This is a genomic window from Rubripirellula lacrimiformis (genome assembly GCF_007741535.1).
In the GTDB taxonomy this organism is placed as follows: domain Bacteria; phylum Planctomycetota; class Planctomycetia; order Pirellulales; family Pirellulaceae; genus Rubripirellula; species Rubripirellula lacrimiformis.
This window is the reverse complement of sequence record NZ_CP036525.1, coordinates 7,835,543-7,862,482: the sequence shown is the minus strand read 5'-3', so window position 1 is coordinate 7,862,482 and position 26,940 is coordinate 7,835,543. Positions and strand designations below refer to the sequence as shown.

General features: G+C 56.0%; 32 protein-coding genes and 1 tRNA gene. 19 read left to right on the top strand and 14 right to left on the bottom strand.

From position 1 onward, the window contains the following. Positions 1–17 precede the first annotated feature (17 nt). Complete coding sequence (locus tag K227x_RS27445) at positions 18–1,514, top strand: sulfatase family protein (protein WP_145175581.1); 1,497 nt, start codon at positions 18–20, stop codon at positions 1,512–1,514. A gap of 228 nt (positions 1,515–1,742) precedes the next feature. On the opposite strand, the gene K227x_RS27435 is transcribed toward K227x_RS27445, so the two are convergent. Beyond that, positions 1,743–2,699, bottom strand: coding sequence for an AEC family transporter (locus K227x_RS27435; RefSeq protein WP_145175576.1), 957 nt, complete (start codon positions 2,697–2,699; stop codon positions 1,743–1,745). A gap of 534 nt (positions 2,700–3,233) precedes the next feature. On the opposite strand from K227x_RS27435, the gene K227x_RS27430 reads away from it, so the two are divergent. The 9 genes from K227x_RS27430 to K227x_RS30940 all read left to right on the top strand — a co-directional run bounded on the left by K227x_RS27430 (position 3,234) and on the right by K227x_RS30940 (position 10,571). Next, a complete protein-coding gene (locus tag K227x_RS27430) occupies positions 3,234–3,464 on the top strand; it encodes a Sec-independent protein translocase subunit TatA/TatB (protein ID WP_246146329.1) in 231 nt (76 codons plus the stop codon). Between the two features lie 3 nt (positions 3,465–3,467). Further along, positions 3,468–3,746 (top strand): Sec-independent protein translocase subunit TatA/TatB, encoded by a 279-nt coding sequence (locus K227x_RS27425; protein WP_145175573.1) that lies wholly within the window; start codon positions 3,468–3,470, stop codon positions 3,744–3,746. A 198-nt stretch (positions 3,747–3,944) separates the two neighbouring features. Further along, positions 3,945–6,077, top strand: a complete 2,133-nt coding sequence (mprA, locus tag K227x_RS27420) for an MprA protease, GlyGly-CTERM protein-sorting domain-containing form (RefSeq protein ID WP_145175570.1) — start codon at positions 3,945–3,947, stop codon at positions 6,075–6,077. A 118-nt stretch (positions 6,078–6,195) separates the two neighbouring features. Beyond that, positions 6,196–6,855 (top strand): rhombosortase, encoded by a 660-nt coding sequence (rrtA, locus tag K227x_RS27415; protein ID WP_145175567.1) that lies wholly within the window; start codon positions 6,196–6,198, stop codon positions 6,853–6,855. A gap of 15 nt (positions 6,856–6,870) precedes the next feature. Next, positions 6,871–6,944 (top strand) — tRNA-Val (locus tag K227x_RS27410). A 73-nt stretch (positions 6,945–7,017) separates the two neighbouring features. After that, positions 7,018–8,007, top strand: a complete 990-nt coding sequence (locus K227x_RS27405) for a tyrosine-type recombinase/integrase (RefSeq protein WP_218933585.1) — start codon at positions 7,018–7,020, stop codon at positions 8,005–8,007. A gap of 683 nt (positions 8,008–8,690) precedes the next feature. Next, the gene (locus K227x_RS27400; RefSeq protein WP_145175564.1) at positions 8,691–9,290 is read left to right on the top strand and encodes a hypothetical protein; all 600 of its coding nucleotides are present in this window, start codon (positions 8,691–8,693) and stop codon (positions 9,288–9,290) included. Beyond that, entirely contained in the window at positions 9,214–10,419 is a 1,206-nt protein-coding gene (locus tag K227x_RS27395; RefSeq protein WP_218933584.1) for an ImmA/IrrE family metallo-endopeptidase, read from the top strand. The genes K227x_RS27400 and K227x_RS27395 overlap by 77 nt, the downstream gene beginning before the upstream one ends. Continuing rightward, positions 10,416–10,571 (top strand): hypothetical protein, encoded by a 156-nt coding sequence (locus tag K227x_RS30940; RefSeq protein WP_218933583.1) that lies wholly within the window; start codon positions 10,416–10,418, stop codon positions 10,569–10,571. The genes K227x_RS27395 and K227x_RS30940 overlap by 4 nt, the downstream gene beginning before the upstream one ends. A gap of 101 nt (positions 10,572–10,672) precedes the next feature. Here K227x_RS30940 and K227x_RS27390 read toward each other — a convergent pair whose 3' ends face one another. Further along, positions 10,673–11,164: a hypothetical protein gene (locus tag K227x_RS27390; protein ID WP_145175557.1), complete on the bottom strand. Its 492-nt coding sequence runs from the start codon at positions 11,162–11,164 to the stop codon at positions 10,673–10,675. Positions 11,165–11,230: 66 nt separating this feature from the next. Between K227x_RS27390 and K227x_RS27385 the strand changes: the two genes are divergently transcribed. The 8 genes from K227x_RS27385 (at position 11,231) to K227x_RS27355 (ending at position 16,958) form a co-directional block, all read left to right on the top strand. Beyond that, positions 11,231–12,040 (top strand): RNA polymerase sigma factor, encoded by an 810-nt coding sequence (locus K227x_RS27385; RefSeq protein ID WP_145175554.1) that lies wholly within the window; start codon positions 11,231–11,233, stop codon positions 12,038–12,040. Between the two features lie 3 nt (positions 12,041–12,043). Then, the gene (locus K227x_RS27380; RefSeq protein WP_145175551.1) at positions 12,044–12,397 is read left to right on the top strand and encodes a hypothetical protein; all 354 of its coding nucleotides are present in this window, start codon (positions 12,044–12,046) and stop codon (positions 12,395–12,397) included. Further along, entirely contained in the window at positions 12,378–13,175 is a 798-nt protein-coding gene (locus tag K227x_RS27375; RefSeq protein WP_145175548.1) for an ImmA/IrrE family metallo-endopeptidase, read from the top strand. The genes K227x_RS27380 and K227x_RS27375 overlap by 20 nt, the downstream gene beginning before the upstream one ends. A gap of 99 nt (positions 13,176–13,274) precedes the next feature. Beyond that, positions 13,275–13,607 carry a multiubiquitin domain-containing protein gene (locus K227x_RS27370; protein WP_145175545.1) on the top strand — a complete coding sequence of 111 codons (333 nt, stop codon included), beginning with the start codon at positions 13,275–13,277 and terminating at the stop codon, positions 13,605–13,607. Further along, entirely contained in the window at positions 13,604–14,023 is a 420-nt protein-coding gene (locus tag K227x_RS27365; protein WP_145175541.1) for an E2/UBC family protein, read from the top strand. The genes K227x_RS27370 and K227x_RS27365 overlap by 4 nt, the downstream gene beginning before the upstream one ends. Beyond that, positions 14,020–15,438, top strand: a complete 1,419-nt coding sequence (locus K227x_RS27360; RefSeq protein WP_145175538.1) for a ThiF family adenylyltransferase — start codon at positions 14,020–14,022, stop codon at positions 15,436–15,438. The genes K227x_RS27365 and K227x_RS27360 overlap by 4 nt, the downstream gene beginning before the upstream one ends. After that, positions 15,431–15,757, top strand: a complete 327-nt coding sequence (locus tag K227x_RS30935; RefSeq protein ID WP_246146893.1) for a DUF6527 family protein — start codon at positions 15,431–15,433, stop codon at positions 15,755–15,757. Before K227x_RS27360 ends, K227x_RS30935 begins: the two co-directional genes overlap by 8 nt. 37 nt (positions 15,758–15,794) lie before the next feature. Beyond that, the gene (locus K227x_RS27355; RefSeq protein ID WP_145175535.1) at positions 15,795–16,958 is read left to right on the top strand and encodes a lipase family protein; all 1,164 of its coding nucleotides are present in this window, start codon (positions 15,795–15,797) and stop codon (positions 16,956–16,958) included. 183 nt (positions 16,959–17,141) lie between these two features. Here the strand turns inward: K227x_RS27355 and K227x_RS27350 are convergent, their stop codons facing one another. The 4 genes from K227x_RS27350 to K227x_RS27335 all read right to left on the bottom strand — a co-directional run bounded on the left by K227x_RS27350 (position 17,142) and on the right by K227x_RS27335 (position 19,635). Next, positions 17,142–17,372 (bottom strand): plasmid partition protein ParG, encoded by a 231-nt coding sequence (locus tag K227x_RS27350; RefSeq protein ID WP_145175532.1) that lies wholly within the window; start codon positions 17,370–17,372, stop codon positions 17,142–17,144. Continuing rightward, the gene (gene parA / locus K227x_RS27345) at positions 17,369–18,010 is read right to left on the bottom strand and encodes a ParA family partition ATPase (protein ID WP_246146328.1); all 642 of its coding nucleotides are present in this window, start codon (positions 18,008–18,010) and stop codon (positions 17,369–17,371) included. The genes K227x_RS27350 and parA overlap by 4 nt, the downstream gene beginning before the upstream one ends. Before the next feature lie 87 nt (positions 18,011–18,097). After that, on the bottom strand, positions 18,098–18,262 hold the full coding sequence (locus K227x_RS31655; protein ID WP_218933581.1) for a manganese efflux pump: 165 nt from the start codon (positions 18,260–18,262) through the stop codon (positions 18,098–18,100). Positions 18,263–18,537: 275 nt separating this feature from the next. Next, positions 18,538–19,635 carry a hypothetical protein gene (locus tag K227x_RS27335; protein ID WP_145175526.1) on the bottom strand — a complete coding sequence of 366 codons (1,098 nt, stop codon included), beginning with the start codon at positions 19,633–19,635 and terminating at the stop codon, positions 18,538–18,540. Positions 19,636–19,821: 186 nt separating this feature from the next. On the opposite strand from K227x_RS27335, the gene K227x_RS27330 reads away from it, so the two are divergent. After that, the gene (locus tag K227x_RS27330) at positions 19,822–21,084 is read left to right on the top strand and encodes a trypsin-like peptidase domain-containing protein (protein ID WP_145175523.1); all 1,263 of its coding nucleotides are present in this window, start codon (positions 19,822–19,824) and stop codon (positions 21,082–21,084) included. A 182-nt stretch (positions 21,085–21,266) separates the two neighbouring features. Here K227x_RS27330 and K227x_RS27325 read toward each other — a convergent pair whose 3' ends face one another. The 8 genes from K227x_RS27325 to K227x_RS27290 are packed head-to-tail and all read right to left on the bottom strand — an operon-like array spanning position 21,267 to position 26,747. Beyond that, positions 21,267–21,830: a manganese efflux pump MntP gene (locus K227x_RS27325; protein WP_145175520.1), complete on the bottom strand. Its 564-nt coding sequence runs from the start codon at positions 21,828–21,830 to the stop codon at positions 21,267–21,269. Positions 21,831–21,862: 32 nt separating this feature from the next. Beyond that, entirely contained in the window at positions 21,863–22,063 is a 201-nt protein-coding gene (locus tag K227x_RS27320) for a helix-turn-helix domain-containing protein (protein WP_145175517.1), read from the bottom strand. Positions 22,064–22,081: 18 nt separating this feature from the next. After that, entirely contained in the window at positions 22,082–22,828 is a 747-nt protein-coding gene (locus tag K227x_RS27315; protein WP_218933580.1) for a hypothetical protein, read from the bottom strand. Beyond that, on the bottom strand, positions 22,815–24,359 hold the full coding sequence (locus K227x_RS27310; protein WP_145175511.1) for a type IV secretory system conjugative DNA transfer family protein: 1,545 nt from the start codon (positions 24,357–24,359) through the stop codon (positions 22,815–22,817). Before K227x_RS27310 ends, K227x_RS27315 begins: the two co-directional genes overlap by 14 nt. Positions 24,360–24,412: 53 nt before the next feature. Then, a complete protein-coding gene (locus K227x_RS27305; RefSeq protein WP_246146327.1) occupies positions 24,413–25,120 on the bottom strand; it encodes a hypothetical protein in 708 nt (235 codons plus the stop codon). 11 nt (positions 25,121–25,131) lie between these two features. Further along, a complete protein-coding gene (locus K227x_RS27300) occupies positions 25,132–25,731 on the bottom strand; it encodes a hypothetical protein (protein WP_145175508.1) in 600 nt (199 codons plus the stop codon). Next, entirely contained in the window at positions 25,724–26,485 is a 762-nt protein-coding gene (locus tag K227x_RS27295) for a hypothetical protein (protein ID WP_145175505.1), read from the bottom strand. Before K227x_RS27295 ends, K227x_RS27300 begins: the two co-directional genes overlap by 8 nt. Positions 26,486–26,543: 58 nt before the next feature. Continuing rightward, positions 26,544–26,747: a hypothetical protein gene (locus tag K227x_RS27290; RefSeq protein ID WP_145175502.1), complete on the bottom strand. Its 204-nt coding sequence runs from the start codon at positions 26,745–26,747 to the stop codon at positions 26,544–26,546. Positions 26,748–26,940 lie beyond the last annotated feature (193 nt).

Genomic DNA, 26,940 nt, shown 5'->3' with positions numbered 1-26,940 from the left:
CCGATCACGGATCCATCATGCGACACCTGTCTCTCATTGCCATCTTGTTCGCGGCCTGTGTGGCCACCGCGGACGATGCCCCGTCGCTCGCAGGCCAGCGTCCCAACATCGTTTGGATCATCCCCGACGATATGTCGGCAAACTTTTCGTGTTACGGCGAGACCGCGGTCGAAACACCCAACGTGGATCGGTTGGCGGCACGCGGGGTTCAATTCACGGGCGCCTATGTCACCGCGCCGGTATGTTCGACTTGCCGCTCGGCTTTCATCACCGGCATGTATCAGACCAGCATCGGAGCCCATCATCACCGCAGCGGTCGCGGCCAACAGACGATTCAGTTGCCCGATGCGATTCGTTTGGTTCCCGAACTGTTTCAACAGGCCGGCTATTACACGACCATCTCGGATTGGCCGCCAAAGGGAAACCGATTGGGCAAAACGGACTACAACTTCCAGTGGGACCCAGGCGTCTATGACGGCAGCGATTGGGCCAATCGAGCCGACGGGCAGCCCTTCTTTGCCCAACTGCAAACCAAGGGCGGCAAGATGCGTGGAAAGGATTCCAAGGGATGGGAATCGGTCGCCCAAAAAGCAGAACGCAAACTGGGCAGCCGGACGTCGACCGATGCGGTCAAGTTGCCTCCGTACTATCCCAATCACCCGGACGTGGTCCAGGATTGGGCCGCCTATCTGGATTCGGTTCGTTTGACCGACGCGATGGTGGGCGAAGTGATCAATCGGCTGGATCGTGAAGGCGTGTTGGACAACACGATCGTGCTGTTCATGACCGATCATGGGATCAGCCACGCCCGTGGTAAACAGTTCCTGTACGACGAAGGGCTGCATGTTCCCATGGTCATTGCCGGGCCTGGGATCGATGCCGGGACGGTTCGGTCCGATGTCGTTGAACACATCGATATCGCCGCCCTGTCATTGGCCGCCGCCGGGATCCCGATCCCGGACTACATGCAGGCCAAAGACATCTTGGCAGCCGACTATCAGCCTCGCGACGCCGTTTTTGCCGCCCGCGATCGCTGCGACGAAACGGTCGACCATATCCGCAGCGTTCGCACCGCGGACTTCAAGTACATCCGCAACTTCTTGCCCCAGCGTCCCTACCTGCAACCCTGTGCGTACAAGGACGCCAAGTCGATCCTGATCGCACTCCGGTCCTGGCACGAACAAGGAAAACTAGACGACGTTCAACAGTTGTTGTTTCGTCAAGTTCGACCGGCCGAAGAACTCTACGACATCCACGCCGATCCGTACGAGATCCACAATCTGGCGGACGATCCCGCCTATGCCGATCAGCTGGTCCAAATGCGAACGCGATTGGACGACTGGATGGTCCGGACCGACGACAAAGGGCGAACGCCAGAATCGGTCGCAATGTACGACAGCGATATGAAGGTCTATACCGACAAACTGCGTGGCAATGAAAGCAGCAGCAAGCAGTTAGGTGTGATCGAATCGAACATCGCCTGGATGAAGAAGATGGCAGCCGAAGGAAAGTGAGGTCGGCTTCGGGGGCTCGGTCGGGTCGGTAGTGGCTGCTTTGCTGCGGCAGGAAGAAAGTTCGAGTTCGAGTTTAAGTTCGAGTTTAAGTTGTAGGCGAGTGTGTCGTGGCATCCTCAAACTTAAACTTAAAATCGAACTTAAACTTAAACTTAAACTTAAACTTAAACTTAAACTTAAACTCGAACTCGAACTTAAACCCTCTCCCTCACCCTCCAACCCCGCCTCCTAAACTCCCAGCCACCAAGCTCCCGCCACCAACCAAAGCGGGATGAACAACAACCCCGCAATCGAAGTCGACAGCACCACTCGCAGTGCCGTTTCCGTATCTCGTTCGTACATCCGTACCAGCACGATCGGGAACACGGCGGCCGGCATCGCGGCTTGCAGCATGATGACTTGCTTCAGGTCGACGCTGGGGACGATTGCCAGCGCGATGGTCAGCATCACGGCCGGCAATAGCACCTGGCGTATTCCGATCGCCGCCAGGATCACGTTTCGCGATCCCGACCAATTCGATTCCTGTAGGAAATCGACGATGATCGCGCCGCTTAGCAGCAGCCCCATCGGAATCGCACAACTGCCCAGTTTGCCGATCGCGTCCAGGATTGGTGCGGGCACCAACGCGCTGCCGCCAAACTGCCTTAGCCCCGACGCTAGGATCACGGCCAGGAAGGGTGGACTCAAAAAGGCTTGTCGCCACTTGCCGCCCGACGACCCGCTGATGATCGCGATTCCGATGCTCCACAGCGCCAAGTCGACGCCGACGTTGTGCAGGATCAAATCGATGACCGCATCCGGGTACGATTCCTCGGCGATCGGCAGCGGGATGTAACCGTAATTGCAGATGCCCGCGCACAACGCGAAAGCTCGTTGCTTGGCGTCGCTGTCCAGGCCGATGAAACGACCCAGCGACCGAGCGAACGTAAACGCCACGGCGAACCCGAGGGCCGTCATCCCGAATCCGAATACCGGTGGCAACCATGCGGCCGCGGCCGATTCGAACTGAGGGCTCTCTAGGATCCGGTGCATGAAATACGCCGGCAACAGCACCTTGGCCGTCAAATTGGCGAGCGAATGGTCGGCTTGGCGAGTCAGCCATCGCTGTCGACGGCAGATCGCACCAATCCCCATCACCAAAAAGACCGCCAAGACGCTGGTGATGACTGGCCAAAGGGTTTGCATGAGGATGGTTTTCTGGGTTTTCGGTCGAAAGAGGGCGACGTGCGGCCTGTTGAGCGGAAGGCCAATGGAGCGGAAGACCAGTTCAGCGGCCGGTCGCTAGGCTGTGGGTGGCACCCCCTCACTGGTACGGGTCCGGATCGGCTGGCGATGCCTGTCGAACCGGCCTGCACCGCGATCGCAGCCAATCCTAGACCAACATTTCGATCGCCCCCAGGGCCAGCATCGGCCTCTGGAACCCCAGAAATGCCGTTGTTTCGCATCACCCTGCCCACAATCGCGGATTCGGCGACTTTGGAACACCGCAAACGGTTTTGTGTTAGCCTTTGACTATCTGGCGTAAGACAATAAAATAGTGCCAGACACAGTGACGTGTCCGTGCGTTGGCGCCTGCCCCCGCACCGATCCCCCCCCCTTCCCCGACATATCGGTTCCGGAGGTGATTGGCCGATGTAACATTCCGGCTGATTGGCCTTCCAGCTTTCGCCGGTCATGAGTCAGGGTTTTTTGTAGACCCCCTTTTTGCGCGAGAGAACCATGGTTGTGAATCGTTTGATGGAAGGCCTAGCCGATCCCCTGTTTGCGTTCGGTGCACCCGGCCCGTTGGAATTGGCGATCATCGCCGGCATCATCCTGTTGTTGTTCGGATCGTCCAAATTGCCCACTTTGATGCGGAATCTTGGCCGCAGCACGAATGAATTCAAGCGTGGCATGAGCGAGTCGACGGACGAAGAAGAGCCGGCCGCAAAACGCGAAGAGAAAAGCTAAAGCATGTTTGGACTCGGACCATTTGAAATGGTGGTCATCGGCGTCATCGCGGTCGTCCTGTTCGGCGGCAACCTCCCCGAGGTTGCTCGAAAACTAGGCGGCAGTTATCGCGAGTTTCGCCGAGGACTGAACGAGGTTCAGCAGCAGTTCCGGTTGGCCGAATACGAGGCCAAGAAGACCTTCACCGCCGACGACTCGAAGCCCACATCGGGCTCCAACGACGAAGACGACGACGAAGAAGTCACCGGGCCGAAAGCGCCGAAGTTCACACCACCCGCCTGATCTATCGGCGGCACATCAAGCTAACAAGCTCTTTCATCGCCCTGTTTCTGGATTTCCTTGTTTGGGATTTTCCGGTCCAGGGCGATTTCTTTCGAAGCCCATCGGCGGCTTCGGGCTCCTGTGAATGAAGCGACCGGCAATCTTTCCGTCCGGATCCGTGCTTCCCCCCCCCCATTCACTTCTGTCGGAGTCCTTGTCATGCGCCAGCCACCTCCCCGTGCCACCCTGTTCGTGTTGGCTCTCACCGCGATCACGCTGCATGTGATGTCGCCCACCGCCGACGCCGCAGGGATGTTGGTCGCCGATGGCGGTTTCGGTGGACGACTGGAAATCGAAAACCAAGACGTCACCGTCACCATCAACAACTCGGTCGCTGTTACCCAGATCGACCAGACCTTCGTCAATCGCGAAAACCGCATCGTCGAAGCCTTGTACACCTTTCCCGTCCCACGCGGTGCCAGCGTGTCCAACTTTAGCATGTGGATCGGGGGCAAAGAAATGATCGGCGAAGTCGTCGAAAAGCAACGCGCCCGCGAAATCTACGACAGCTACAAACGCGTCAAACGTGACCCCGGGTTGCTGGAACAAGTCGACTTCAAACAATTCGAAATGCGAATTTTCCCGATCCCCGCCGGCGCCCAGCAACGCGTCCGGATCGAATACTACCAGGAACTGAATCTGGACCACGATTGGGGCACCTATGTCTATCCGCTGGCCACCGTCGCCGGGGGCGAACCGATCGATTCGAAAGTCCAAGGACGTTTCTCGATGAACGTCAACGTGCTTAGCGAAGTGCCGATCAAAGCATTCAAGAGTGAATCGCATACCGACGATTTTGTGATCGTCGAACACACCGACCAATACGCCCAGGCCGCGATGGAATTGACCGCGGGCGACCTGTCACGTGACATCGTGATGGCCTTTCAAACCAAGCGCCCACGCACCGGTATCGATGTCGTCACCAGTCGTCCTGCGGGCGAAGATGGCTACTTCATGATGACGGTCACGCCCGGCGAAGACCTCAGCAGCACGATCGAGCCGATGGACTATGTCTTCCTGCTGGATATCTCCGGTTCAATGGCTCGTGACCAGAAAATGGAAATCAGTCGCCGCAGTGTGATGGCGTTCATCGAATCGTTGGGGGACGAAGACCGTTTCGATTGTCTGGCGTTCAACCTGACACCCACGCCGCTGTTCCAGCAGACCAAGCCGGCAAACAAGGCCAACCTAACCGCCGCGGCGGAATTTTTCGCCGCTCAACGGGCTCGCGGTGGCACGGTCCTTGGCCCCGCGCTGCGATCGGCCTACGCGTACCGAGATTCCGATCGCCCGCTGAATGTTGTCCTGCTTAGCGATGGGCTGACACAGACGGGCGAAAGCGACGAACTGATGTCACTGATCGGATCGCGGCCCGAAGGCGTTCGCGTGTTCTGTGTGGGCGTGGGCAATGAAGTGAATCGGCCGCTGCTAAGTCAACTGGCCAGCCAGGCCGGCGGGTTGGCCGCGTTTGTGTCGACCGAGGATAGTTTCAGTCGCCAGGCTCACCTGATGCGGCAAAAACTGGTTCGCCCAGCGATCGAGGACCTGTCGGTTCAGTTCGCCGGCGGCGAGGTCAGTCAAGTCGAACCGGCCCAACTGGGCAGCCTGTTCTATGGCACGCCGCTGCGATTGTTCGGTCGCTATCAGAATGGTGGTGCCGTCGAAGTCATCCTGCGTGGAAAAATCCAGGGCAGCCCCTGGGAACAGACCGTCCAAGTCACCCTGCCCGCCGATGACAAAGGGAATAGTCCGATCGAACGCATGTGGGCATCCCGCCGCGTCGAAAGTCTGTTCGCTCAAGAGCGTGCGGGGACGGGGAATCGTCAAGACGAGATCGTGCGGCTGTGCGAAGGCTATTCGATCGTTTCCACCTACGCATCGATGTTGGTGCTAGAGAATAACGACGAGTATCGTCGCTGGAAAATCGATCGTCGCAACGCAACCCGCATCGCTCGTGACCGTCAATCCCAGCAACGGACGACCGACAAACTGGCCGACCTGCGAAAGCAGAACGAGATGACGCTGACGTCGACACAGAAAACTGCACCGGAGGATTCAGCGACATCGGATGCCGCATCGCCCTCCCCTGCCGGTCGTCCTGATTCAAACCCAGCACCCAGCTCAAACCCAGCGCCAACCACACGTCCGAATTCCGGACAGAACGTCGACTTCACTCTGCCCAGTTCCGGCGGTGGAGGTGGTGGCGGAGCGATCGATCCGATCACCGCAGCGATCGCACTCGCGTCGGCCGGTGCGGCAGCCTGGTCACGGCGACGTAGAAACGACTTTTAGCCTGTTGGGTATCGCCCAGCTGCCGAACCACCGTTCCAAATCTTGGAATGGTGGTTCCCTCGTCATCGGGCCAGCGAATTCTTTCACGCCGTCCACGTACTCCCCCCCGGCAACCATCATGTTCACTCATCTGCTGCGAACCTATCCGGTCACCATCGCGATCACCGTGCTTGCGGTTCTGTCGCACACGTCAGCGGCGTTGACTGGGGCGTTCGAATTGGACTTTGGTCTGGTTGCCGGCGGCCAGGTATGGCGGCTGATCAGCGGTCACTGGACGCATTTTGACGCCAGTCATCTGTGCTGGGACCTGCTGATGTTCGTGGTGCTGTCGGCGATGTGCGAACGCCGGTGTGGGCAGAAGTCTGCCTGGGGATACGCCGTAACGATCGCCGCCAGTCTGCTGTTCATTTCGGCAGCGATCCGGATCACCTGTCCGGAGATCGCCACCTACCGAGGGCTTTCGGGGATCGATACCGGTCTGTTCGGATGGCTGGTGGTCGACCACTCACGCCAAAGTTGGCGATCCAGCAACCGCTTGGCAGCGGTCGTCGCCGCCACAGGTCTGCTAGCGTTGATTGGCAAGCTGATCTTCGAAGCGGCGACAGGAAACACGTTATTCGTCGATTCATCGACCTTCACCCCGTTGGTCCAATCCCACCTAGCCGGTCTGGCCGGCGGGATCGCAGCATCCACCATCCACGCCCTCGGGCGTCAGTCGATTCCCCCGATCAACGAGTCGATAAAATCCCCGATTGCCCAACGCCGTCCGGCAAGCTAATTTACACCCTGCAAAGGGCGATTAGCTCAGTTGGTTAGAGCGCTGCTTTCACACGGCAGAGGTCACAGATTCGAGTTCTGTATCGCCCATTGCCTTTTGGGCACTTATTGCAATTGTTCTCCTGGTTGTACCCCTTTTGTGTACCCTAATCAGGAGCGATTCATGCCACGTCAGCCGAAGCCGTATTATCGCAAAGCCCAGAATCGGTGGGTCTGCACGATCGACGGAAATCGAGTTACGCTCGGTGATGACAAAGAAAAGGCGTTCGAAAAGTACCACGCCCTAATGTTAGACAGGTCGTCGGTCCGTGCTGAGCTTTGCACGATCTATGCGCTCACTCAGTCCTATCTGGACTGGGTCGAGGCCAACCGGAAGGCTGTCACCTACGGGAAGCAACGGCACTATCTGGAGAGCTTCATCGGGGCGATTGGAAAGTCGATGAAGCCTGCGGCGATCAAGCCTCACCACCTCACCAAGTGGACGAACAAGGACAGTTGGAACTCGACCAGCAGGAACGATGCAATCACCATCGTTCAACGTATGTTCAACTGGTCCGTCGACCAAGGCTATCTTTCGGCAACGCCTATCCCGCGGATGAAAAAGCCCAAGTCGAAACGTCGTGAAATTGTTTACACGCCGGATCAGTGGCAGCAGATCAAGTCACATGCTATCGGTCCGCTCATTCCATTTCTCGATTTCATCTGGGGCACCGGCTGTCGGCCGAAAGAAGCGCGGACGCTCCAGGCTAAGCACGTCCACGACGACTTGGTCATCTTCCCGCCCGACGAATCAAAGGGCGAAGCCGATTCCCGCGTCATTTTCCTAACGCCCGAGACTGAGGCAATCGTGAAGCCACTTCTTGCTGAACGCCCGACAGGGCCACTTTTGCTGAATTCACGGGGCAACCCTTGGACCAAGGATTCGATCAAGTGTCGGCTAACCCGGATTTCGGAAAAGGTCGGCTTTCGCGTGATCGCCTATGGCGCTCGGCACAGCTACGCCACCAACGCCTTGATCCGTTCGGTCGACACGGTTTCGCTCTCGCACCTGATGGGGCACAAGGACACGAGGATGATCAATAACTATGCCCACCTCGCTCAAAACGTCGACTTTCTGCGAAAGCAAGCCATTGCTGCGAGCCTAAAAAAGTAGATTGTCTGCAATGCCATCGAAACCCACTCGGTGCAGAATCGTTGTTTTTACGGGGATCCAGGCGAGTTTTCGTTCCATCATGCGCACCCAGTCTCCTGTTTTACACGCTGTTTCGTGCATCGAAACGTGCACGCTCCACGGTCTGGACACGTAGGTGATGGACTGAGGAGGCTTGCTCTGTTGGCCCCACTTAGTTCAAACGTATTCTTTCGGCCACAGGCGACAAAGCCTTAGTCCCCATCGCCCATGCGGAAAGCTCCGTCCACCTGGCGTGCCCTGATCGATGAGCCAGATCGCACCGGTGTCGGCCACCGGAGCAGGTTACTACTGATGGCTGAAAACATCCGTGAACTCGAAATATTACCCCCGTCACATTTTCGGATCTCACATTTTCGGATCCCAAGAAATCGCCGGCCGCAGCCAAATCCACGAAAAGATGCTCCGTCCGATCACGTCCGAAATCGACTTCGACCGGCAACGGGAGATGTGGGAAATAGTGGCTCCGGAGCAGTTGAACACGTTGGTCGTACGATGAGGCATTGACGACGGCATATTCTATGGCATAATTCCACACTCGTTTGTCGATCGCGACAGTTTCGACCGCATTTGTTGGGAGTTTTCAGCCAATGGACCGTCAGTTTTTCCTCTTCGATTTGCTCGGAGAGCTTCACCCGGACCAAGTTATGAAGACGGTCGAACCCGCTCTGCCACGGCTTCGCGGGCTGGTTCGAGACACCTTCGATGACTTGCTCATTCGGCGGCATAGCGATGATGCCTTCGCGTGGATGGATGAAGGTGAATCGGCGTGGTGGATGTGGACCCAACTGCGGCACAGGGCCAAGGATGATTTTCACGGTGAACCGATGCTGGTTTACCGACGAGTCAAACAGCAGGATTTCATCGTTGTGTGTGAGGAAGCCATTGTCGTCTTCAAGAAGCTGCGGAACAAAACCAACCGTGATGGCACCACGGAATTGGTGACATCGAATTGTCGAACGAAGCAGAACATGGACTGGTGGGGCCAGCGTGCTATCGACGAAGTACCCGACCTTCCGCGAGTGATTGTCGGATATGAGTTTCGACACGAGCTGACTGAAATGCATTGTTACCTCGGATTGCCGCGAGGCTCTAACGCGACGTTGCAATGGCACCGCGAGATCGACAGCCCGCAAGGCTTCGAGGACGGCTTTACAGAAGAACGCACCTTTGAAGAACAACCAACCGAAGACTTTGGATTTGAAATTGAAGAACTTGATGACTCTAAGAGTGAACGATTCGGCTGAGCCGTCCCCTGAAGAAGTCACGTTGCTGAACATGTCGACCGAATTCAATCGCGAGATGATCACGCTAGGCCGCCAACTGCTCGGACTAACCCGAACACAGTTGGCGAAACGATGCGGCATGTCGCAATCGCACCTCACACGCGTTGAAAACGGAGACCGTATCCTGACCGAAGAGATCGCGGCATCTATCGCCGAAGCGTTGGACCGTCCGATCGAATTCCTTCGATGGGATGGCGAGTTGTTTGCCGGTTCGCATGTCTTTCATCGTCGTCGTGCGTCGACCCGTGTCCGAGACGTCGAGAAAACAAATGCCCATATCAACTTCACGCGATTGCGAGTCCTTCGCATGATGGATGGGATCAATCTCAAAGTGCGCCGAAAGATGCATCGGATTGCAGTGACACCGACCGTATCGCCGTCCGACGCGGCTAGGCAATTACGTTCAAGTTGGCAGGTTCCCCCAGGTCCGATCGCTAACTTGGTTGACTTGGTTGAGTCGGCCGGCATCGTCGTGTGGGAAACGGATCAGCTTGCGTCGGAGGTCGATGCGCTGAGTCTGTGGCCGATCGGTGAAGAGGAAACGACACCGGTGGTGGTCCGCGTCTCGGGCAAATCGGGAGACCGCGAGCGGTTCACGTTGGCCCATGAGTTGGGCCACCTGTGTTTGCACCATCAACCTGCTGAAGACTTTGAAGCAGAGGCCAACCAGTTCGCGTCTGAATTCTTGATGCCGAAAGATGACATCATCAAATCACTCCGCCAATTGAACCTGAGCAAAGCAGCTGCCCTGAAGGGCAAGTGGAAAGTCTCGATGCAAGCGATCATTCGGCGAGCCTACGACTTGAAAGTCATTTCAGAGAGTCAATATCGCAATCTGAATCGTGAGCTCAGTGCAAAGGGGTACAAGAAACGTGAACCCGTGCTGATTCCCTCGGAGACCCCACGACTGCGAACCGCGCTTGTCGATCGTTTTACAAAGAAAGTCGACTCGGCTGGTCTGCGATCGCCACGGCTGGGCGCATCGGCAACCGCGACGGAAGCCGACTCTGTCGATTCGGAGCAACAAAGCGAACAATCATCGAAGCCTACTTTGCGGCTTTTCGCTGACGACGGAGAAATGGATCAATGAAACCTGAGGAAGCCGCCTGGATCAAAGACGACCGCCTCGAAGACAGCGACAGCCTGCCCGACCCCGACATCCTAGCCGACGAAATCATCGCTGACCTCCAAGACGCCCTCGACCAATTCGCCACGATTGCCGCGAGCCTAAAGGGGACATAGTCATTCAAGATCAACCCAAGAAGGACGCCAACGTTCTGGGCTGGGTGGGCGTCGGCCTTTCCTTCGCTGCAATTGTCATCTCTGTCATCTTCGGGATCGTCTCAACGGCGATCAGTTGGGACGCAAACAGGCTGGCAAGCGATTCCATCGTGCGATCTGGCCAAGCCGTCGAATCCGCGAACCAGAACTCGGAGCGAGACCGGGCGTTGCAAGCCAAGCTCGCGCAGATCGAGTATCGGTCTCGGATACCACGCCTCGAGATGCTCCGGTTCAATCGCCTGAGTGAAACATCGTTTTTTGCCACGGTCCAAAATGTGGGCGAGCGACAGGCGGCGGTTTTCGAGGTTGAATATCGGATGAGCGATGTCAAAGGCGCGATCGGTGAAACCCTTCACACTACTGCGATCATCCCGGTCGAGAACGCTGACGAACCTATCAAGATCGAATTTACCAGCGGCCAGGTTTGGGTGCACCAATTCCGCCCGCCGGTCGTTTTGGCTCCTGGCGAAATCGCCACGTTTGAAATGAAGCCTGCGGCAAACATGCCTTACGGTGAGTTCGTGTTGCATTTCGGCATCAACGAACACGTGCATCTGGGGGGGTTTGACACACGTACCTCAACGATGGACGATCCCTTTGGCGGCTAAAAAACCACTCAAATGAGATGGTTTATGGGGCGTTCGGACGAAATTCATCGCGAATTTCAAGAAATTTTAGAAAACTCGACCCCCGATCGCCTGTCTGCGGCGAGTTCCATTACCGCGAACCGTTGCAACGTTCCTAGATTCATCCCGGAGGGTGAAGTGAAAACGACTGAATCCACGACTGAAGACGAGTTGGAGGAGGCCTTCTTGGCGGAACCAAGATTCGGTCTTGATCTACTCCATACTGATTTTGAAGATCGCATTGCGAGGTTCATCAAGTCTCGTCTGTACGGCATAGCCGAGAAAAATCAGTCGGAAGCAATAAGAGATATTTACTGTAACACGATGGTCTCATTGGCCGAGCTTGCAAAGAAGCCAGACTTCGACTGGCGCGACCCGATGAGGATTGTTATTGACATTGCCCGAAAGCGGGTCGCTGACCATTTTCGGGTTCGCAAACGGTCGCACAAGCAGGACATTGATGGCGCGCTAGACGCGATCGCTGCGGCCTTGTCTGGCACCCAAGTTGAAGCCGCGTGGCAAATAACAAGCGAGGATGATCGGGCAAGGTTTCGCCGCGTCTTGAGCACCGCGATCGAGACAAAATTGACGCCAAAAGAAGTCGACGTCGCCAGTTGCTATGTGGATCATTTTGAAGAATTTACACCAAACAATATTTACGGACCACTGGCTGCACGGGTAAGCGAAAGGACGGGCAAGATTGAAACCGCGATGACGGTGAAGAAGCAGTGGAAGCAGGCGAGAGCGAAATTGATGCGAGAGTTGGCGAAGAACGGGTTTACATTTCCAGATATCGAGGAATAGATCATGAATAGCAAGCGAGAAGAGCGCGCCATCGACGCTCTGTTTGTATCGCAGCTGCGGTCCAACCGGACAGACGCCGAAAGCCACCCCGAATTAAACGAACACGACCGCGAGCAGCTTCGCTCCCTTGGTGACGATTTTGTCAATCGGCTATTTGCCGGCGAAATCGAAGAAATCTGCGGCACTGATGAGGTGGAGGAATCAGGCACTGCCCTTTGCGGCACCGCTTTCGGGCTGAATCGTGCCAAAGATATCGACGAGGAAACGAAAGCGGAGCTGGATCAAAAACGCCAGGAGATTATCGACCGCACGAAGAAATCAAAGGAGGATCACGACGATGCCGACCCAAGCGAGTGACCTGAGCCGCGAGGTTCTGGAAACCCACGAAATGATGTCGCTGCCAGTTGATCCGTTTGCGATCGCGGGGATCGAAGAGATTGAGTTGGCCCCCGGAAAGTACACGGATGGATTTGATGCCAGAATTGAGTTCATTCCCGAAGCGACACGATTTGCCATTTACTATCGGCCGCCGGGATCCGGACGACCAAGAGGCAGAGTCAATTTTTCGATCGCGCACGAGCTTGGACATTTCTACCTGCCTCACCATCGGGAGCAATTGCTACGCGGCGAGATGCACAATTCGACCTCAAACTTCCGATCGGCTGCCGAGCAGGAGAGGGAAGCCGATGAGTTCGCGGCCAATCTATTGATGCCACGCGATCTTTTCATCGCCGAGGTTGGGCGGTTCCGCCAACGTGTCTGCACTTTGAATGAGTTGAGCGAATTATCCAGCGAACGGCTGGGGACATCATTGACGAGCACCGTTCGACGGTACTGCCAGTGTGATATTGAGCCATGCATCGCAGTGTTTTCAAGAAACGGCGTGGTGCAGTGGGCGATGCCCTCGGCGGATATGAAGGTAATGGGAATGGGATATGTTCCGTTCAAGGAACCGGTCCCCAGAGATTCAAAAACACGAGAGGCGTTTCAGACTGACGAAGTTGGCACCGCGGTCGACGGACGCGTCATGGCGACAACATGGTTTGAAAACCCAGCGGTCGAATGCGTTTGGGAGGATGTAATTATTCTCGGCCGCACTGGTTTCGCGATCACTCTATTAACGCCTGACGAATAGTTTTCAAATTTTGCACCCCCGATAGCTCGGTTGGTGCGAGTACTCCTTCAGAAGACCAATCACAAAACCAGATTGGTCAGGTTTTTCTCGAAGGAGTTAATGATGGCTACTGTGCCTGAACACGTCGATCTTCCCGACGAATTGGAAGACTTGGAAGTTTGTTGCTCGCAGGGGCGGGCCGCTCGGTGCGTTCGCCGCTATCGGATTCGGATTGATCGCGATCCCCACGTGGTCCATGTGACCAAGATGACGGGCCAACAGTTGCTGGAACTGGCCGGCATATGTGACCTAGCGAAGTGGAAGGTGTTCCAGAAGCTTTGCGGCCAGTTGGTCGAGGTCGCTCACGACGAGTGGGTCGACTTCACGGCGAAAGGCGTCGAGAAGTTCAAGACGCTGCCTTGCGACCAGACCGAGGGCGAGGTGTCGCGATGAGTGATGTCGCGACGAAACCTCGTCGCGATCTTGTTTTGCCGCCGGACGATACGACGTTTTTGAATGCGTCGTATCTCGGCTGGCAAACCATTCGCGATGGGAACGCCTCGTGGTTGGTCATCCCGGACTTTCCGGTTTGTGACGGATACAAAGTGCAGTCGGCGACTGCGGCACTGCAGTTGGAACCGGGCTACCCGGATACCCCAATCGACATGGTGTATTTCAACCCACCGCTGGCCCGCACTGATGGCAAGACCATCGGCGCGACCGGAAACACGAAGACGATCAACGGTGAATCGTTTCAGCGATGGTCTCGGCACCGGTCTCCCGCTAATCCGTGGCGGCCCGGTCAGGACAACATTGAATCTCATTTGCTGCTGGTGCGGCATTGGCTCGAAAGGGAGTTTGCAAAATGAATAGTGATGTCATCGTGCGTCTGACGGGACGCCAAAAAGAAGAACTGCGATCGCACCTATTTCCAGGTGATGAATCAGAAGCCGTCGCGTTGGCCTTGTGCGGCAAGCACCGTGGTGCCGGGCGTATTTGTTTGAGCGTCATGGAAATCCATCCGATCCCTCACTCCGAATGTGATCGTTCGGCGGATCGGGTGACGTGGTCAACCGATCGGTTGCGGCCGTTGCTCCAACGTGCCAATGACGAGGGACTGTCGATCTTGAAGATCCACAGTCACCCAAACGGCTTTGATCGGTTCTCAGAATACGACGACCGATCGGATGCGGACTTTTTCACGGCGACAGAATCTTGGGTCGAATCGGGCGGACCACATGCCACCGCCGTGATGTTGCCAAGCGGATGTATGTTTGGGCGGTACGGAATTGAGGAAGGCGGATTCCAACCATTGCAGATGATGTCGGTGGCGGGTGACGAGTTGGAGTTTTGGTTTGATCGCGATGAAGAAATGCCGGTTGTGCCGGACTTCGCTGACCGTCACGCACAGGTGCTCGGCGAAGGAACGTTCGCCAAGATGCGGCGATTGCGTGTCGCCGTGGTCGGCTGCTCGGGAACCGGATCGCCGGTGGTCGAGCAGTTGTATCGCTTGGGTGTTGGAGAGCTTGTGTTGGTCGATCCCGACTCGGTTGGTCCCGAAAACCTGAATCGGATCATCAACTCTCGTCATCGGCACGCGTCATCCAAGACGCCGAAGGTCAAATTATTGGCTGATGCGATCGAAGACACCGGTCTTGGGACGCACGTATTTCCGATCCAGAAGGATCTGAGTGATCCCGAAGCGATTCAAGCCGTCGCGTCATGCGATCTGATCTTCGGTTGCGTCGACAGCGTCTTCGCACGTTTCCTGTTGAACAAGATCGCGTCTACCTACTGCGTTCCGTACATCGACGTTGGGATCGGAATCCGGGCCAACGGAAGCGGTGGAATTGGTCACGCGACAGGGGCGGTTCACTATCTGCAGCCCGACGGATCGAGCTTGATCAATCGTGGTGTCTTCTCAATGGAGGACGTTCGCGCGGACGCGATGGCTCGCTCGGCCCCTGATGATTACGCCGACCAGTTGGACGCAGGCTACATTCGCGGCGCGGACGTGTCGCGTCCCGCGGTTATCACAATCAACCAACTTTTTGGCAGCTACGCTGTGCTGGAAATGCTTGCTCGTTTGCATCCGATCCGTACGGATGACAACGCCGGGTTTGCGGCTCAGCGTTGGTCGTTGTCCGGCGACTTCCGAAATGCCGAACCAGACGGGGAACGATGCACAATCGTCGCTAAGTATCTGGGCAGTGGGGACATGATTCCGCCGCTGGGATTGCCCGCGCTTTCGATTCAGCGGGAGGTTCGTCGTGCAAATGCTTGATCAGTTTTGGAATTGGCTGCGGTCATGCTGGCCGTTCGGCGGGCGATGGAAAGCCGTTCTTGTCGATGACGTTCCGACTGAACTGGATGACCGCATGGTCTACCTCGTACGCGAAGACGAGGTCGTTTGGCAGGCGGTGATGTCGTGTCCGTGCGGTTGCGGGGCGACGATCCAACTTTGCTGTCTGCCGAATACGAGGCCACGTTGGACTTGGCGTCAGGAATCGGGCGGCGACGTCACCTTGCACCCGTCTGTTTGGCGAAAGGTCGGTTGTCGCAGTCATTTCTTTCTTCGATCCGGCCGAATCGTTTGGTGCTAGCGGCCAATGTCCATTCACTTTTTTTAGGAATGACGCAATGAACCCTGAATCTTACCTTTTGCCCCTGGGGTTGCTCGCCGTCGGCAGCCTGGTATTCACGCTGCACTTGGCCAGGCGGCGAGAGGATGCTCGCGTCGCGTTTGCGTGCTTCATTTTGCTTTCTGGATTGCTCGGCCTCGGCGTTGTCCGAGTGCTTCGTTCGACTCCGGGCGGCATTGATGTGGTCAATGAGGATGACGGCGACGATCTGTTCCCGCCGATTGTTTCTGACGATGACCTGGATCCACTACATGAATCGTGGGATAGCGAAGGGACTGCGAGCTGGCCCGTGGCCTCGCTCATGAGCAGGCTGAGCGACATTGCCTATCGACCGCCGGTCTTGGCGACCGATGAATTTCGCGCGCTGGGTTTTGATGAGGTTGTCCCGGTCAGCTCGGCGACCATGTTCGGCTACGTGGTGAGCGATGGCGACGTGGCAGTGATTGCTTTCCGCGGTAGCGAAGAGGAATTTGGCGATTGGTGGGCCAACCTCAGTCGATCGCCGTTTCCTCTGGAAGTCGGCGATGTCCACACAGGTTTCTGGAACGGCTATCAATCGTTGAAATCGCAAATTGAAGTGGCATTGGACCGCGCGCGACCGAGACACTTGTGGGTCACCGGCCACAGTCTTGGCGGAGCGTTGGCGGTTTGCTGTGCCTACGATTCAGAGCTCTCTGGTCGGCCGATCGCCGGGGTCGTCACCTTCGGTCAACCCATGGTCGCGAGACCAACGCTGGCCGACGACATCGACGATCGCCTGCTTGGACGATATGCCCGGTTCGTAAATCGAAGCGACATTGTCGCGAGGATCCCACCAAGCTACCGCCCCGCTGGCAGTCTAGTTTGGTTCACCGATGACGGACTGAAACGATCAAAGCCGAAAAGGCAGATGTTTGGCTCACCGTTTTCGGAAGACGGTGGTTTGAAAGGTGCGTTTGGTGATTTCGATGAACCGGACCCGCTCAGCGAGGCCGAGTACCAACAGTGGCTTGCAGACCAAGCCGCCCCACCCGTTGCTCGAAACGAAAACGGCGAAGTCTTGCTGCAAGGAAACTCCCCTTACCTAAGCAACCATTCCATCGACCTGTACGTCGACGAAGTCAGGTCGCTCATTTGGGGATCTGAAAGTTCAAATTCGATGGATGATATTTTGGGTAGGTAAGTCGCGAGGACGAGGAGGGCTTTGCATCTAAAACTCAATCAAGAAGAATAGGTTCCTGGACTCAATTGCCGCTATAGGGACCTGCCCAACAACACTCCGGTGGCCGACGCCGGAGGCAACTGAATATTGGAGCGAAACGCCCAGTCAGCAGATAGGCAGACTTGGCACATATTTGCGGCCGATTTATTCAGCCCCGAGTTCATTCTGAATCAGTTCCCGCATGAGGGAGACGATTTCCGTCTCTTTCATCGCACAGTGGACCTTCAGCTTCGTGTGCAGATCTGGGTCGATGTCGATCGTTAGCCGTTTCATTTTTACTGGCGGGAATTCGGGCTCGACTTTGCGGGCTTCGACCCATTGGTCGGCTTCGTTTCCTCGGCTCGGCCGAACTTGCATTTTGATTTGTTTGCTCATAGGATCCTCCTGAGTTCGTTGACGTGCTTTTCGATTTCTTTTCGGGCCTTGCTGCGGCGTTGATCCAGTACAGTGGATCCGTTCGCCGCGGTTTCAGCGAATGTGACTCGTTGACCGATGTCGTGCTTGAGCACCGGTACTTCCAGCTCCGCCAGTGCCGTTCGCACGTCCCTTCCGATTGCTGTGTTTGCGATCTTGCGGTTGATCGCCAGGACGCACCGTAGTTCCGGTTTGTAGATTTGGGCTTCCTTGACCAAGTCGACGGTGTCGGCCGCTGCCCAAACGTCCATCGGCGAGGGCTGGATGGGAATGATGACGATATCGGCGGCCAGAATGATCGAGCGGGCTAGTTCCGTAACTCGGGGCGGTCCGTCAATGACCACGTCGTCGTAGTCGCCCACCATCAGGTCGATCTCTTTGTGCAGCGTTGCCTTGGGCATTCCCACCACCGTGAACAAAGCCTTTTCGCGGCAATTTGACCAGGTCAGCGAACTACCTTGCGGATCGGCATCGATCAGCAGGACACGGCGCCCACGTTTCGCCAGTTCGGCTGCGGTGTGGATGGAAAGCGTCGTCTTGCCGACGCCGCCTTTTTGATTGAGATAAGCGTAAATCATGTCCGTCGTGTTTCTGTGCATTCGCATGCACGTTGTTACGAATTCACGCTATCACGCCGCGGGCGTAAAATTCAACGAATGGTTCCGACTTATCCCCAGGTCTGATCGTTAGGTCCAGATCCCCCAGCCGCCGGCCGATGCTAGAACCACGCCACCAACAAGCTCGGCCGGTCGTTGTGCGATGCCCTTCTCTTTCGCACCAGGCATCAAGCCTGCGGCGGAAACGATCGCGCTAACGACTCCGAGGATAATCACCGGGGAAATCAACTCCATCCGCGCGTGAATAGGTCGGAGCTGAATACGCATCTGCTCTGCAGCGTTTCAAATGCGAAGCCTGCGTGTGGGGGCAACCGCTGTCTGGTGGCATGCTCGAGAATAAAGAGGAATGGACGATGTAAAAGGAACTTCGGTAGGAGCGTGATAAGATAGTGCTTGATTCCTTTTAATTCGCGTTATCCGTTGCTGCGAACCAGCTAAACGTGTTCCCGATCCAAAGGCATCCCCGGTGGTTGAGCACCGGGGACGCTTTCAGTTTATGCAAGACAAGCTCAGTTCGGGCCCGGCGTGTTTATCAGTCCTTGCGGCAATAGAATCAACGGAGCATCCGTACGGCTTGGAGCTGGAGCGAAGTCGCTAGGAAGGCGTGAGTCTAACGAGCCGACTGCGTCTTCGAACTTCTCCGCAGAGAGTTCGGTCTTCGACTTCAGGCCTTTGGCGTCAAGTTGTCTCAATAGCACGACTTCTCTGGGCGATACGAAGTCCCCAATTGCGCCTGATGCAGTGCCTTTGATCTCGATCTCGCCGAACGGCGTCTCATACTTACGACTGATTTCGACAGACGATCCATTGGGTTCCTTAGTCGCGAGATCCAGCATGGTCAAGGTAAAACGAGATAGCGCATCGACTTGATTGCACATGACCCAAGTGTAGCAATTGTCAAACCTTCCGACGTAAAGAGCGTCCTTGGGAACATCCTGTTTGCTGCCAAAGCCGAACCAGCCGTTTGGGGCTTTGCAGCCTAACGCTTCAATCAACTTGGCTTGATATGCGTACGCCGCCTCATCGGTCTTGAAAATGAAGCTTCCCCGACGGATCTCGTTCTCCACCCTCGGCGCGGGTAGTATTCCCACCGAAACGAGCTCTCGGATGCAGTTTACGCACTCGTCGGAAGGTGCAACCTCAAAATAACTGTTGTTGGTCTGGGCCTCAGGATCTTCTTCTTGGACAGTCACAACGTGAATCTCTTGCTGGCTGATTGCTAGACGCAATCCACAACCGATGCGGCGGAGCTTTCCAGCATCCGTCACTGGCGCTGCAGCAAGCTGTTGCGTCAAGTTTCTGGAACCGTTGAAGCCGAGGTTCTCTGCCGTCAATGTCGTTGGGTTCCAATTCAGGCCACCGCTAACCGTGTTGCCATGCGCAAGGACGGTAGTGGCGGAACCAAGTACCGCGAAGTGTGGTACCTGCCCTTTCCCGCTGCGATACATTGCCAAGTTGCTGAGTACCTGATTGTACTGAAGCTCTGTCACTTCCTGCAGAGCCAGGTTGTGCTGCCTCCGTACCTGTTTAGAAGCACAGCCGCCAATTGCCAATAAAGCAAGGAGAGCTGCGTTCGTGGCGATTCTCGCGTAAACGCTCACATTCATCGGATCTTTCCTTCCCTGTGGTATCCCCTATAGTGGAGGCCGTCCATGACCCCCCCCTCTGGGTTAAGCATTCGGAGCACGTTCTGATTCGAATCCAGTCAAAATGGCGATCATTGAACGAATGAAGGTAAACCGCCTCAGAGAGGTTGGTTTTTGACGATATCTCACTCTGTAGGATTTGTTAAGATGCGCCAGTTAACGAGATTGATCCCGGCACTCATCTTCTTCACAGGATTTGCAGCAACATGTTGCGGTGAATCTGAGTTTTCACTTCGCGTACTAAAGTCAAGCGATTCTGGTAACGTCAAGCGGGCTGGCACTGCACTACTCTGCTCGTATAAAGATGAGCAATACTTAGTTACGGCATATCATGTCGCTTACAAGGCCAAACAGTTGGCCCTTGGTCATTTCGATGGAAAAGAGCACGAAGATCTACAGAACTTTGTCCAGTCCAGTTTTTGGTGTAAACCCGAAGTTGATCTTTGCATCTTCAAGTGCAAACCGGATCAATTGGACCGCCTGACGGAGCAAACTGGAGATTTTCGAGCACGCGTCTTTGATATCGCAACGCCTAAAAAGGGCATGCCCGTGCGAGTAGCGGGCAACCCACGCATTACATTGTTTCAGGACCAGCCTTACAAACGAACCAGCTACGAGCCACCTAATATCGTTTCGATGGCGACAATCGCAGAGCTATCTACAGCAGGTGAGCGTTTAGATGAGCTTGTTGTTCCTGCTGCGTCAAACACCACTCTTGTTATGCTGGGTAGTTTTGACATCGTGTACGGCTACAGTGGTGGTCCGATCGTGAGTGGTGAAAAAAACGTCGTAGGGGTTCTGGTTGGTGGGGATCCAGACAAAGGGATTGTGACTTGGGGGATACCGCTGTCGTACTTTGGTCAGGTTATCGATCAAGGTGTGAAGCTGGAACTGTCAAACACCTTGGCGTGGCCTGGCAAGGCATTTGCCGCCGATGCATACGGTTCCGACTCGAGCGAGTTGGTATTACGTTTCCCCATCGAACATTCGGCGCCCGAGGAACGATTCTTAGAAGGCGTGGCCTGGGTATCAAGCAGTGTAAGATTATCGGAATCAGGGCGACTTGACGGTATTGTCACGGTTGGAACCGATGAGTTCTTGAAGGGGTTTCATGGTGAAGTGATCGTGTTTCTGATGGACGATGCAGGGAATGTGCTCTGGACAACTGAGAAAGAGCACAGGTACGGCGTGCCAGTCGGAATCAGCAAAGTCCGCGAGGATGAAGTTTGGACCGAAAATGTGCCACGTCACATACTTCCTCGTGTTCGAAGAATTTCGATTCTTCAGCGGTATGCTCCAACGCCAAATCCGAATATTGAAGATTTTGTTTCAGATCTACTTAAGGATGGTGCGCTAATGAAAACGCTTCGAGAGTCTGCCAAAAGCCTTCAACGACAGATCGAGAACTAGGCAATGTCTAACAAAAAGGTTTGAGGTCTCGCCTGATAGCAGCGAGCTGAACGAACATCAGTCAAGAACAGGTAAGTCAATCGCGCCGCGTCGCTACGCGGCGAAACTCTTTGAACCAGCCGATCAGCCGTTTAACAATATTGCATCAACGTCTTGATTCGACTTATCCCCAGGTTTGATCGTTAGGTCCAGATCCCCCAGCCGCCGGCCGATGCTAGAACCACGCCACCAACAAGCTCGGCCGGTCGTTCTGCAATGTCCTTCGCTTTTGCGCCAAGTATTAGTCCAGTGCTGGAAACGAGTGCGTTGACGACTCCGAGGATGATCACCGGGGAAATCATTTCCGCACCCGATAAGGGGACGACGGCGCCGATTGCAATCGCGTCAAGATTGGCAGCAATCACCAAGAACAGCGTTTTCAGACCCCAGGTATTCTGAACCGGACAGCTGTCCGGACCTGATGCGGATTCGACCAAGGCGAGGCCGCTTGTCACCATCTGTAACCCGAGCACGATCAGGACCACGCTGGCCAGTTGTTGCACGCCCGTCACCGAACGTTGGGTAAGTCCCTGCATCGCCAGCCAACCGACTAACAGCCCGATCATCGAGGCTGCGCCGAACATCGCACCCCAGCCGATAAGGCGGCGGAGCCCGTGCCTTGTGTGGGCCGCTCCGCTCGCAACCGAAACTGCGAACGCGTCGGTCGATAGCCCTAGGGCAATCAATAACATCGCATAGGTACTCATCGTCCCGTCCTCTCCTTCCAACTACCCCGGCCTTAGAAATGACGTCCCGAACCACGTGGTAGTTTGGGTATCGACTTTCGCTTCTCGTCCAAAAACTGCTGCAGGTCCGATTCAGCAACCCGTTTGCAGGAGCCAAATTCATGGCACGCCAGTTCGCCGCGAGCGACCAAGGCATAGACCATGCTCAAGCTGATTTTGAGCTCTGCGGCGACCTCTTTGATGGTGAAAAACATTACGTTTCCTTTGGGGAGTTAAGTAGCGTCGATATCGATTCCGGTTGCGTTTACATCAAACTCGTCGTCCAAGGCTGCGGACGTCAGCGCTTCGGCTGCTGCCAGGACGACTGTCATCCTTTCAGAGTCCAGTTGGCTGATCTCGGTCATTGGCAGTGAGCGGACATAGTTCGGTTGCCCTTTTCCGCCAATCGAAACATTGCTGTTGACGGTCGTCACCAGCAGTCGAAGCAACTGTGCCATTTCGAGATGCTGACTCTTTCCATTACTCTTAAAATCGCCCAGCTGTTTCCTTAGATTGGCTCGATGGTCCTTGGTCACATCGAACCGGCCAGCCACCGCCTGGCCCTTCCAAACCCGCGGCATGACGACGCCGTTTTCGTACATTGAACTACGAAACCCGATTGCCTCGGGTGTGAGCCAGACTGTCATCCGCTTGGCAAATACCTGTCGTGCGAAGAACCCTTTTGTTGCCGCATCGATCCCACGATACCCGAGCGCGGCAATCAGGCAGACGACCATCCCGCCGAGCAGAAACGGGAACCATTTACTGGGTTCATCGCCCAACATCCTCCACCACCGCACCGACAGCCATAGGAAGAGGCAGACACCAAGGCAGCGGGTGGTCTTCATTGCCCATTCATGGCTTCGCCAGGTTGCAAAGCGTGCCTTCACGATCGCACGGCGGCGTTTCTCGTCGAACATCAAGGTTGGCCACCCTGGCAGTCCCGGCGCGGCCATGCGGACCATTTCATCGCGCATCATCAAACCTCCCAGCAAAGAACTCATGCTTGTCGTAGAACGCACGTTGCAGGATCGCCGGGCGGAAGCCGGGCCTTAGGATCAACTGACGTAGCAGTTTGTCATCACGCGAAAAGGAACGCCCAAGTTCCTCGGGATCCAGCAGCGGGTGTACGCTCAGCGACCAAGACTCTCCCGTAGCCGCCTGCTGCGTCGCTTGATCGAAACTGGGGGCGTTGGTCGAGCGTGTGACGCACGTGGCCTGCCCCAGACGCTTCGATGCGTACTCCAGCGAGGTCTGATCAGCCAGACCGAAGATCTGTAGTGCGCCAGCGTTGGCGATAAACGTTTCCCAAGATTTAGGGTATTTACTCTGCAATTGGCCCAAGTCTTGGATCACTGCAACGATTTTCACGCCCAGCCCAGCGATCTGTGCTGCAGCCGTCTCCAGGCAAGCTAAATGCCCTAAAACATTGAATTCGTCGAGCATCATGACGGTGCTATCGCCCGACTGAATTTGAACCTCTTCGTGCGCAGCCAGGGAAAGTTGGACGAGCAGTCGGTTCCAGCCGCTCAGGTCACCCATTCGCATCGCCGGCAGCGCGCTGTAGATGGTGATTGAGTCACGCTTGAGGTCGCGCAGGTCGATCGATTCGCCGGACAGGCAATCCTGCATACATTCGATGCCGATCCAGTCGGTATGTCGCCGTAGGTTACTAAGGACAGACGAAAATTCACCACCGGTACGGTCGTAGAACTGGCGTGCCGCATTGCTGATCATGCCCGAGGCGGCATCGCTGTGCTGCATCTCCTGCTGCAGCCAGTACTGGTGCGGATTGTCGGGGTCGCGAGTTGCCAGCTCTGCCACCAACTGCCACACGGTGACCAAGTCGCGTGCTGACTGATAACGCTCGTGCGTGCGGACGTGGGCGCAGAGGCCGCTGAGAATTTGCTTGGCAGTCTCGTCCCAGTGACGATCTTGGTGATCGCCCGACACGATCAGTGAATCGGCAATCAACTTGGCATTGGGAATGAAAGTTTGGCGGTTTTCGGGATCCAGCAGCGACAACGGATTAAATGCGATCCGAAACCGTTCGGTCGCCGGCCCGGAAACGCCGAAAGGGTCTAGCACCCCTACTCGCTGCCCCAGCCCGTCGGCTCGGTAGCGTGCGGTGTATTTCGCTAAATCGCCCTTGGGATCCAGGCATAGAATCGACGTTGATCCCGGCAGGCAGATCAGATTCGGGATCAGGACCGAACGTCCTTTACCGGACCTAGAACCGGCAATCAAAACGAGATGGCGATCGTCGCCCAGTCCGCAGCCTTGCCCACCCATCGCGTATCGATTGGCCCGTCCGTCGCGAAGTCTTTGCCCCGACACGATCTTCGCGTCACACACACCGAGGAACCACTTTGACGCCTGGTTGTCGTATGGGTTGAAGGACAGTGACTCCGTAGCGCGAAGGTTGGACGTCGGTTCGAAGTACGACTGCGGCGGAACACCAACGTGTTTCGCGTGCCGGCCGCGTGGCAATCCATCGTGTAGATCGATCATCGGTTTTTATCCAATCACGAGAGTTGGTCCTATCCAGTGGGATCCCGACAGAGTCATTCGAAGCGAGGCAATTGGGGTGACTGGGTCAGTTCGTTCTCGATCACGTAGTGACCGGGCTCAAATCCCGCATCACTGAGGATTCGCTTCCACCGAGTGGTCTCGTCCGCCGACACGAAGTACAGCGCCAGGCCGCCTCCGGCTGCTTGATAACGTTTCAATGACTCGATCATTTCGTTTCCCATTTGCCTTCGAACGTCGAGGTCCTGTTCGGAGTCCTGCATGTCGCTGAGGATCACCGTCAGCAGGCGTGTTTGATCGGTCACCCCACCCAAGGAACCGATGTAATCGAGTGTTGCCTTGGTCGACTCGTACACGCGGGACTGGCTTGGTTCGGAATGGTCGCGTAAAAATCGGTTCAGTTCGTCGGGTCCGGCAAACCGGGTCCGCAGTTCGCTCGGCTCGCCTTCAAAAAGGACCACGCGCTCGCTACCGCTCAGCTGACTGATCACCAGGCGGGTGTCGGTCCCCATCCCTTCGGTGAAAAATCGTTCCGATAGGTCCAGGAATAAGCCATAGGCGCGGTCGTCCCAGCTCTGACTGAATGAGCCACTCATGTCGATCACAATCGCCAAGCACGCGTCGAGCTCTTGTACCTCGAACGGTGCTTCCTGCTTGATCGACTGACTTTTGACACATCCGACGATGGCCGGAGTTACGCCCAGCATCAGGGCGATGGCCACGAATCGTGAAATTTGAAACATTTTGATGATTCCTATACTCGGTTTGAATTGTGATAGTCACTGTGCCACCAGCCCAGCATGGCGAGCCCGCAGCTATAGATCAGGGTTGCCACTGGCGCAACGTACGGCGGTGTTTCGGTCCAGCCGCTCGAAGACTGGGAGGCCAGTCCGACGTAAAAGATCAGCGCGTCGCCAGCCAGGATCACCAGTGCGATGAACGACAGCAGGTAGAACACGACAGGGTTGCTCTGTCGCTGCGATACGATGGTCCCGAATCCAAGTAGCTCCGAGAACACTCGCACCCACAGCCAGGTCACGACGGCAAAAAGCAGTAGTGACATGACAATCGCCAGGTCCAGCCGGTCGAACCCGTCGTAGTGACGAGCCAATCCTGCGCCGGGTATCGGCAGCTTGTACAACCGCAACTGGAAGATTGGCATCAATCTCCGCAGCCCCTCGGCAATGATGGTCGCGTAAATCGTCCCGACGATCGGCATCACGAACAGGTTGGCGCCCCAGAAAACCAGAACCTCCCGCCAAGTTCGGCTACGAGTCACCTGACGAGTCGCTTTCGAGGCATTCTCACCTGTCGTTGGGAATGCCTGGTCAAAACTGCCCATTTGCTCAAACATGGGTAGTCTCCGCAGTCGTTTGCGACTCATCAATGATTTCTTGTTGCAATCGTTCAATCGCAGCCTGCAAGTCTTCGATGACCGCGTGTCGGTCAGCACGCGTGTTTTGGGCGGTCGGCTCCAGGACAATCTGAACCACTCGGCCGGTAAACGTCCAGAATTCGCCGACAGTCTTGTCGAACAGTTTTTTCAGTTTGCTGCCGTTGCTACGGGCAACACGTTGCGGCTGCACCTCGGCGGCGGCGTCATCCGATGGGGCGGCGTGCTTGCTTTGCAGCATGTTAGCCACTTTGATGTTGATCTCGGTCCCCTGCCGCGCCAGCTCAATAGCTTCCTGCCGCGCCGCACGACTCGACGAACGCCCCGACAGGATCTTCAAGGCTTCGGCAACGAAGAGCCCGCGGATCTCCGGCGTATCGATCAGCGTCTTTCCAAATTCCCGCCATACTGCCCGGCAACGATAGGCCTGTGTCGGTCCGATGCCGATCCGGTCAACCAGTTCGTCGTAAACCTCGGGGCTTTCTTCTTCGTGGCTAACCGCCGCGAACAGTTCCAGCATCCCGCCATTCATAAGCGCCGCCTGCACACCCGAGGTTCGGCAAACCTTCAGGGCGTAGTCACCGATCGCCGCAATCGACGTCTGCGAAACGTTGCCGGCGTAGGTGTCAATCTCAAACTTGGATGCTGCGGCTGCAGCGTGCAGCACATCATTGTGGGGCCGATCGTCGAGGATCAGCTGAAATGGATCGTTCATGCTATCTCTCCAAAAAAGTAGCGGTGGCACTCAAATGAATGCCACCGCCAAGGTGAATTCAGTTTTTAATGCAGACCAGTTGGCGAATCGCCAGCCAGGTCAGGAAAATCTCGGCCAACAACCATGCGATCAGGAAGACCAGAATCAGCGCCCATGGCGCAAAGACCAAGATGCAGATCAAAAGCAGGAACATCCACCGTTTACGAGTAGGAAATGCACCGGGCCGAGTGTCGTAGCGGTGGCTGTCATGGCAAATACGCATCGAATGTTCTCCGGGGAATGGCGGCGATCGCTTGGGTAGCGATCGCCGCCGGTGAAGTAGCACACTGAGCGGGAAACGCTCAGTTGGACAACGCCTCTATCTTTGGCGAATGTTTCCAGTGGTTCTGCTGTTGAATTCGTAGCTTTTGGGCTTCGAGCTACACAGCCAAACCACGAACCAGATGATGCCACCT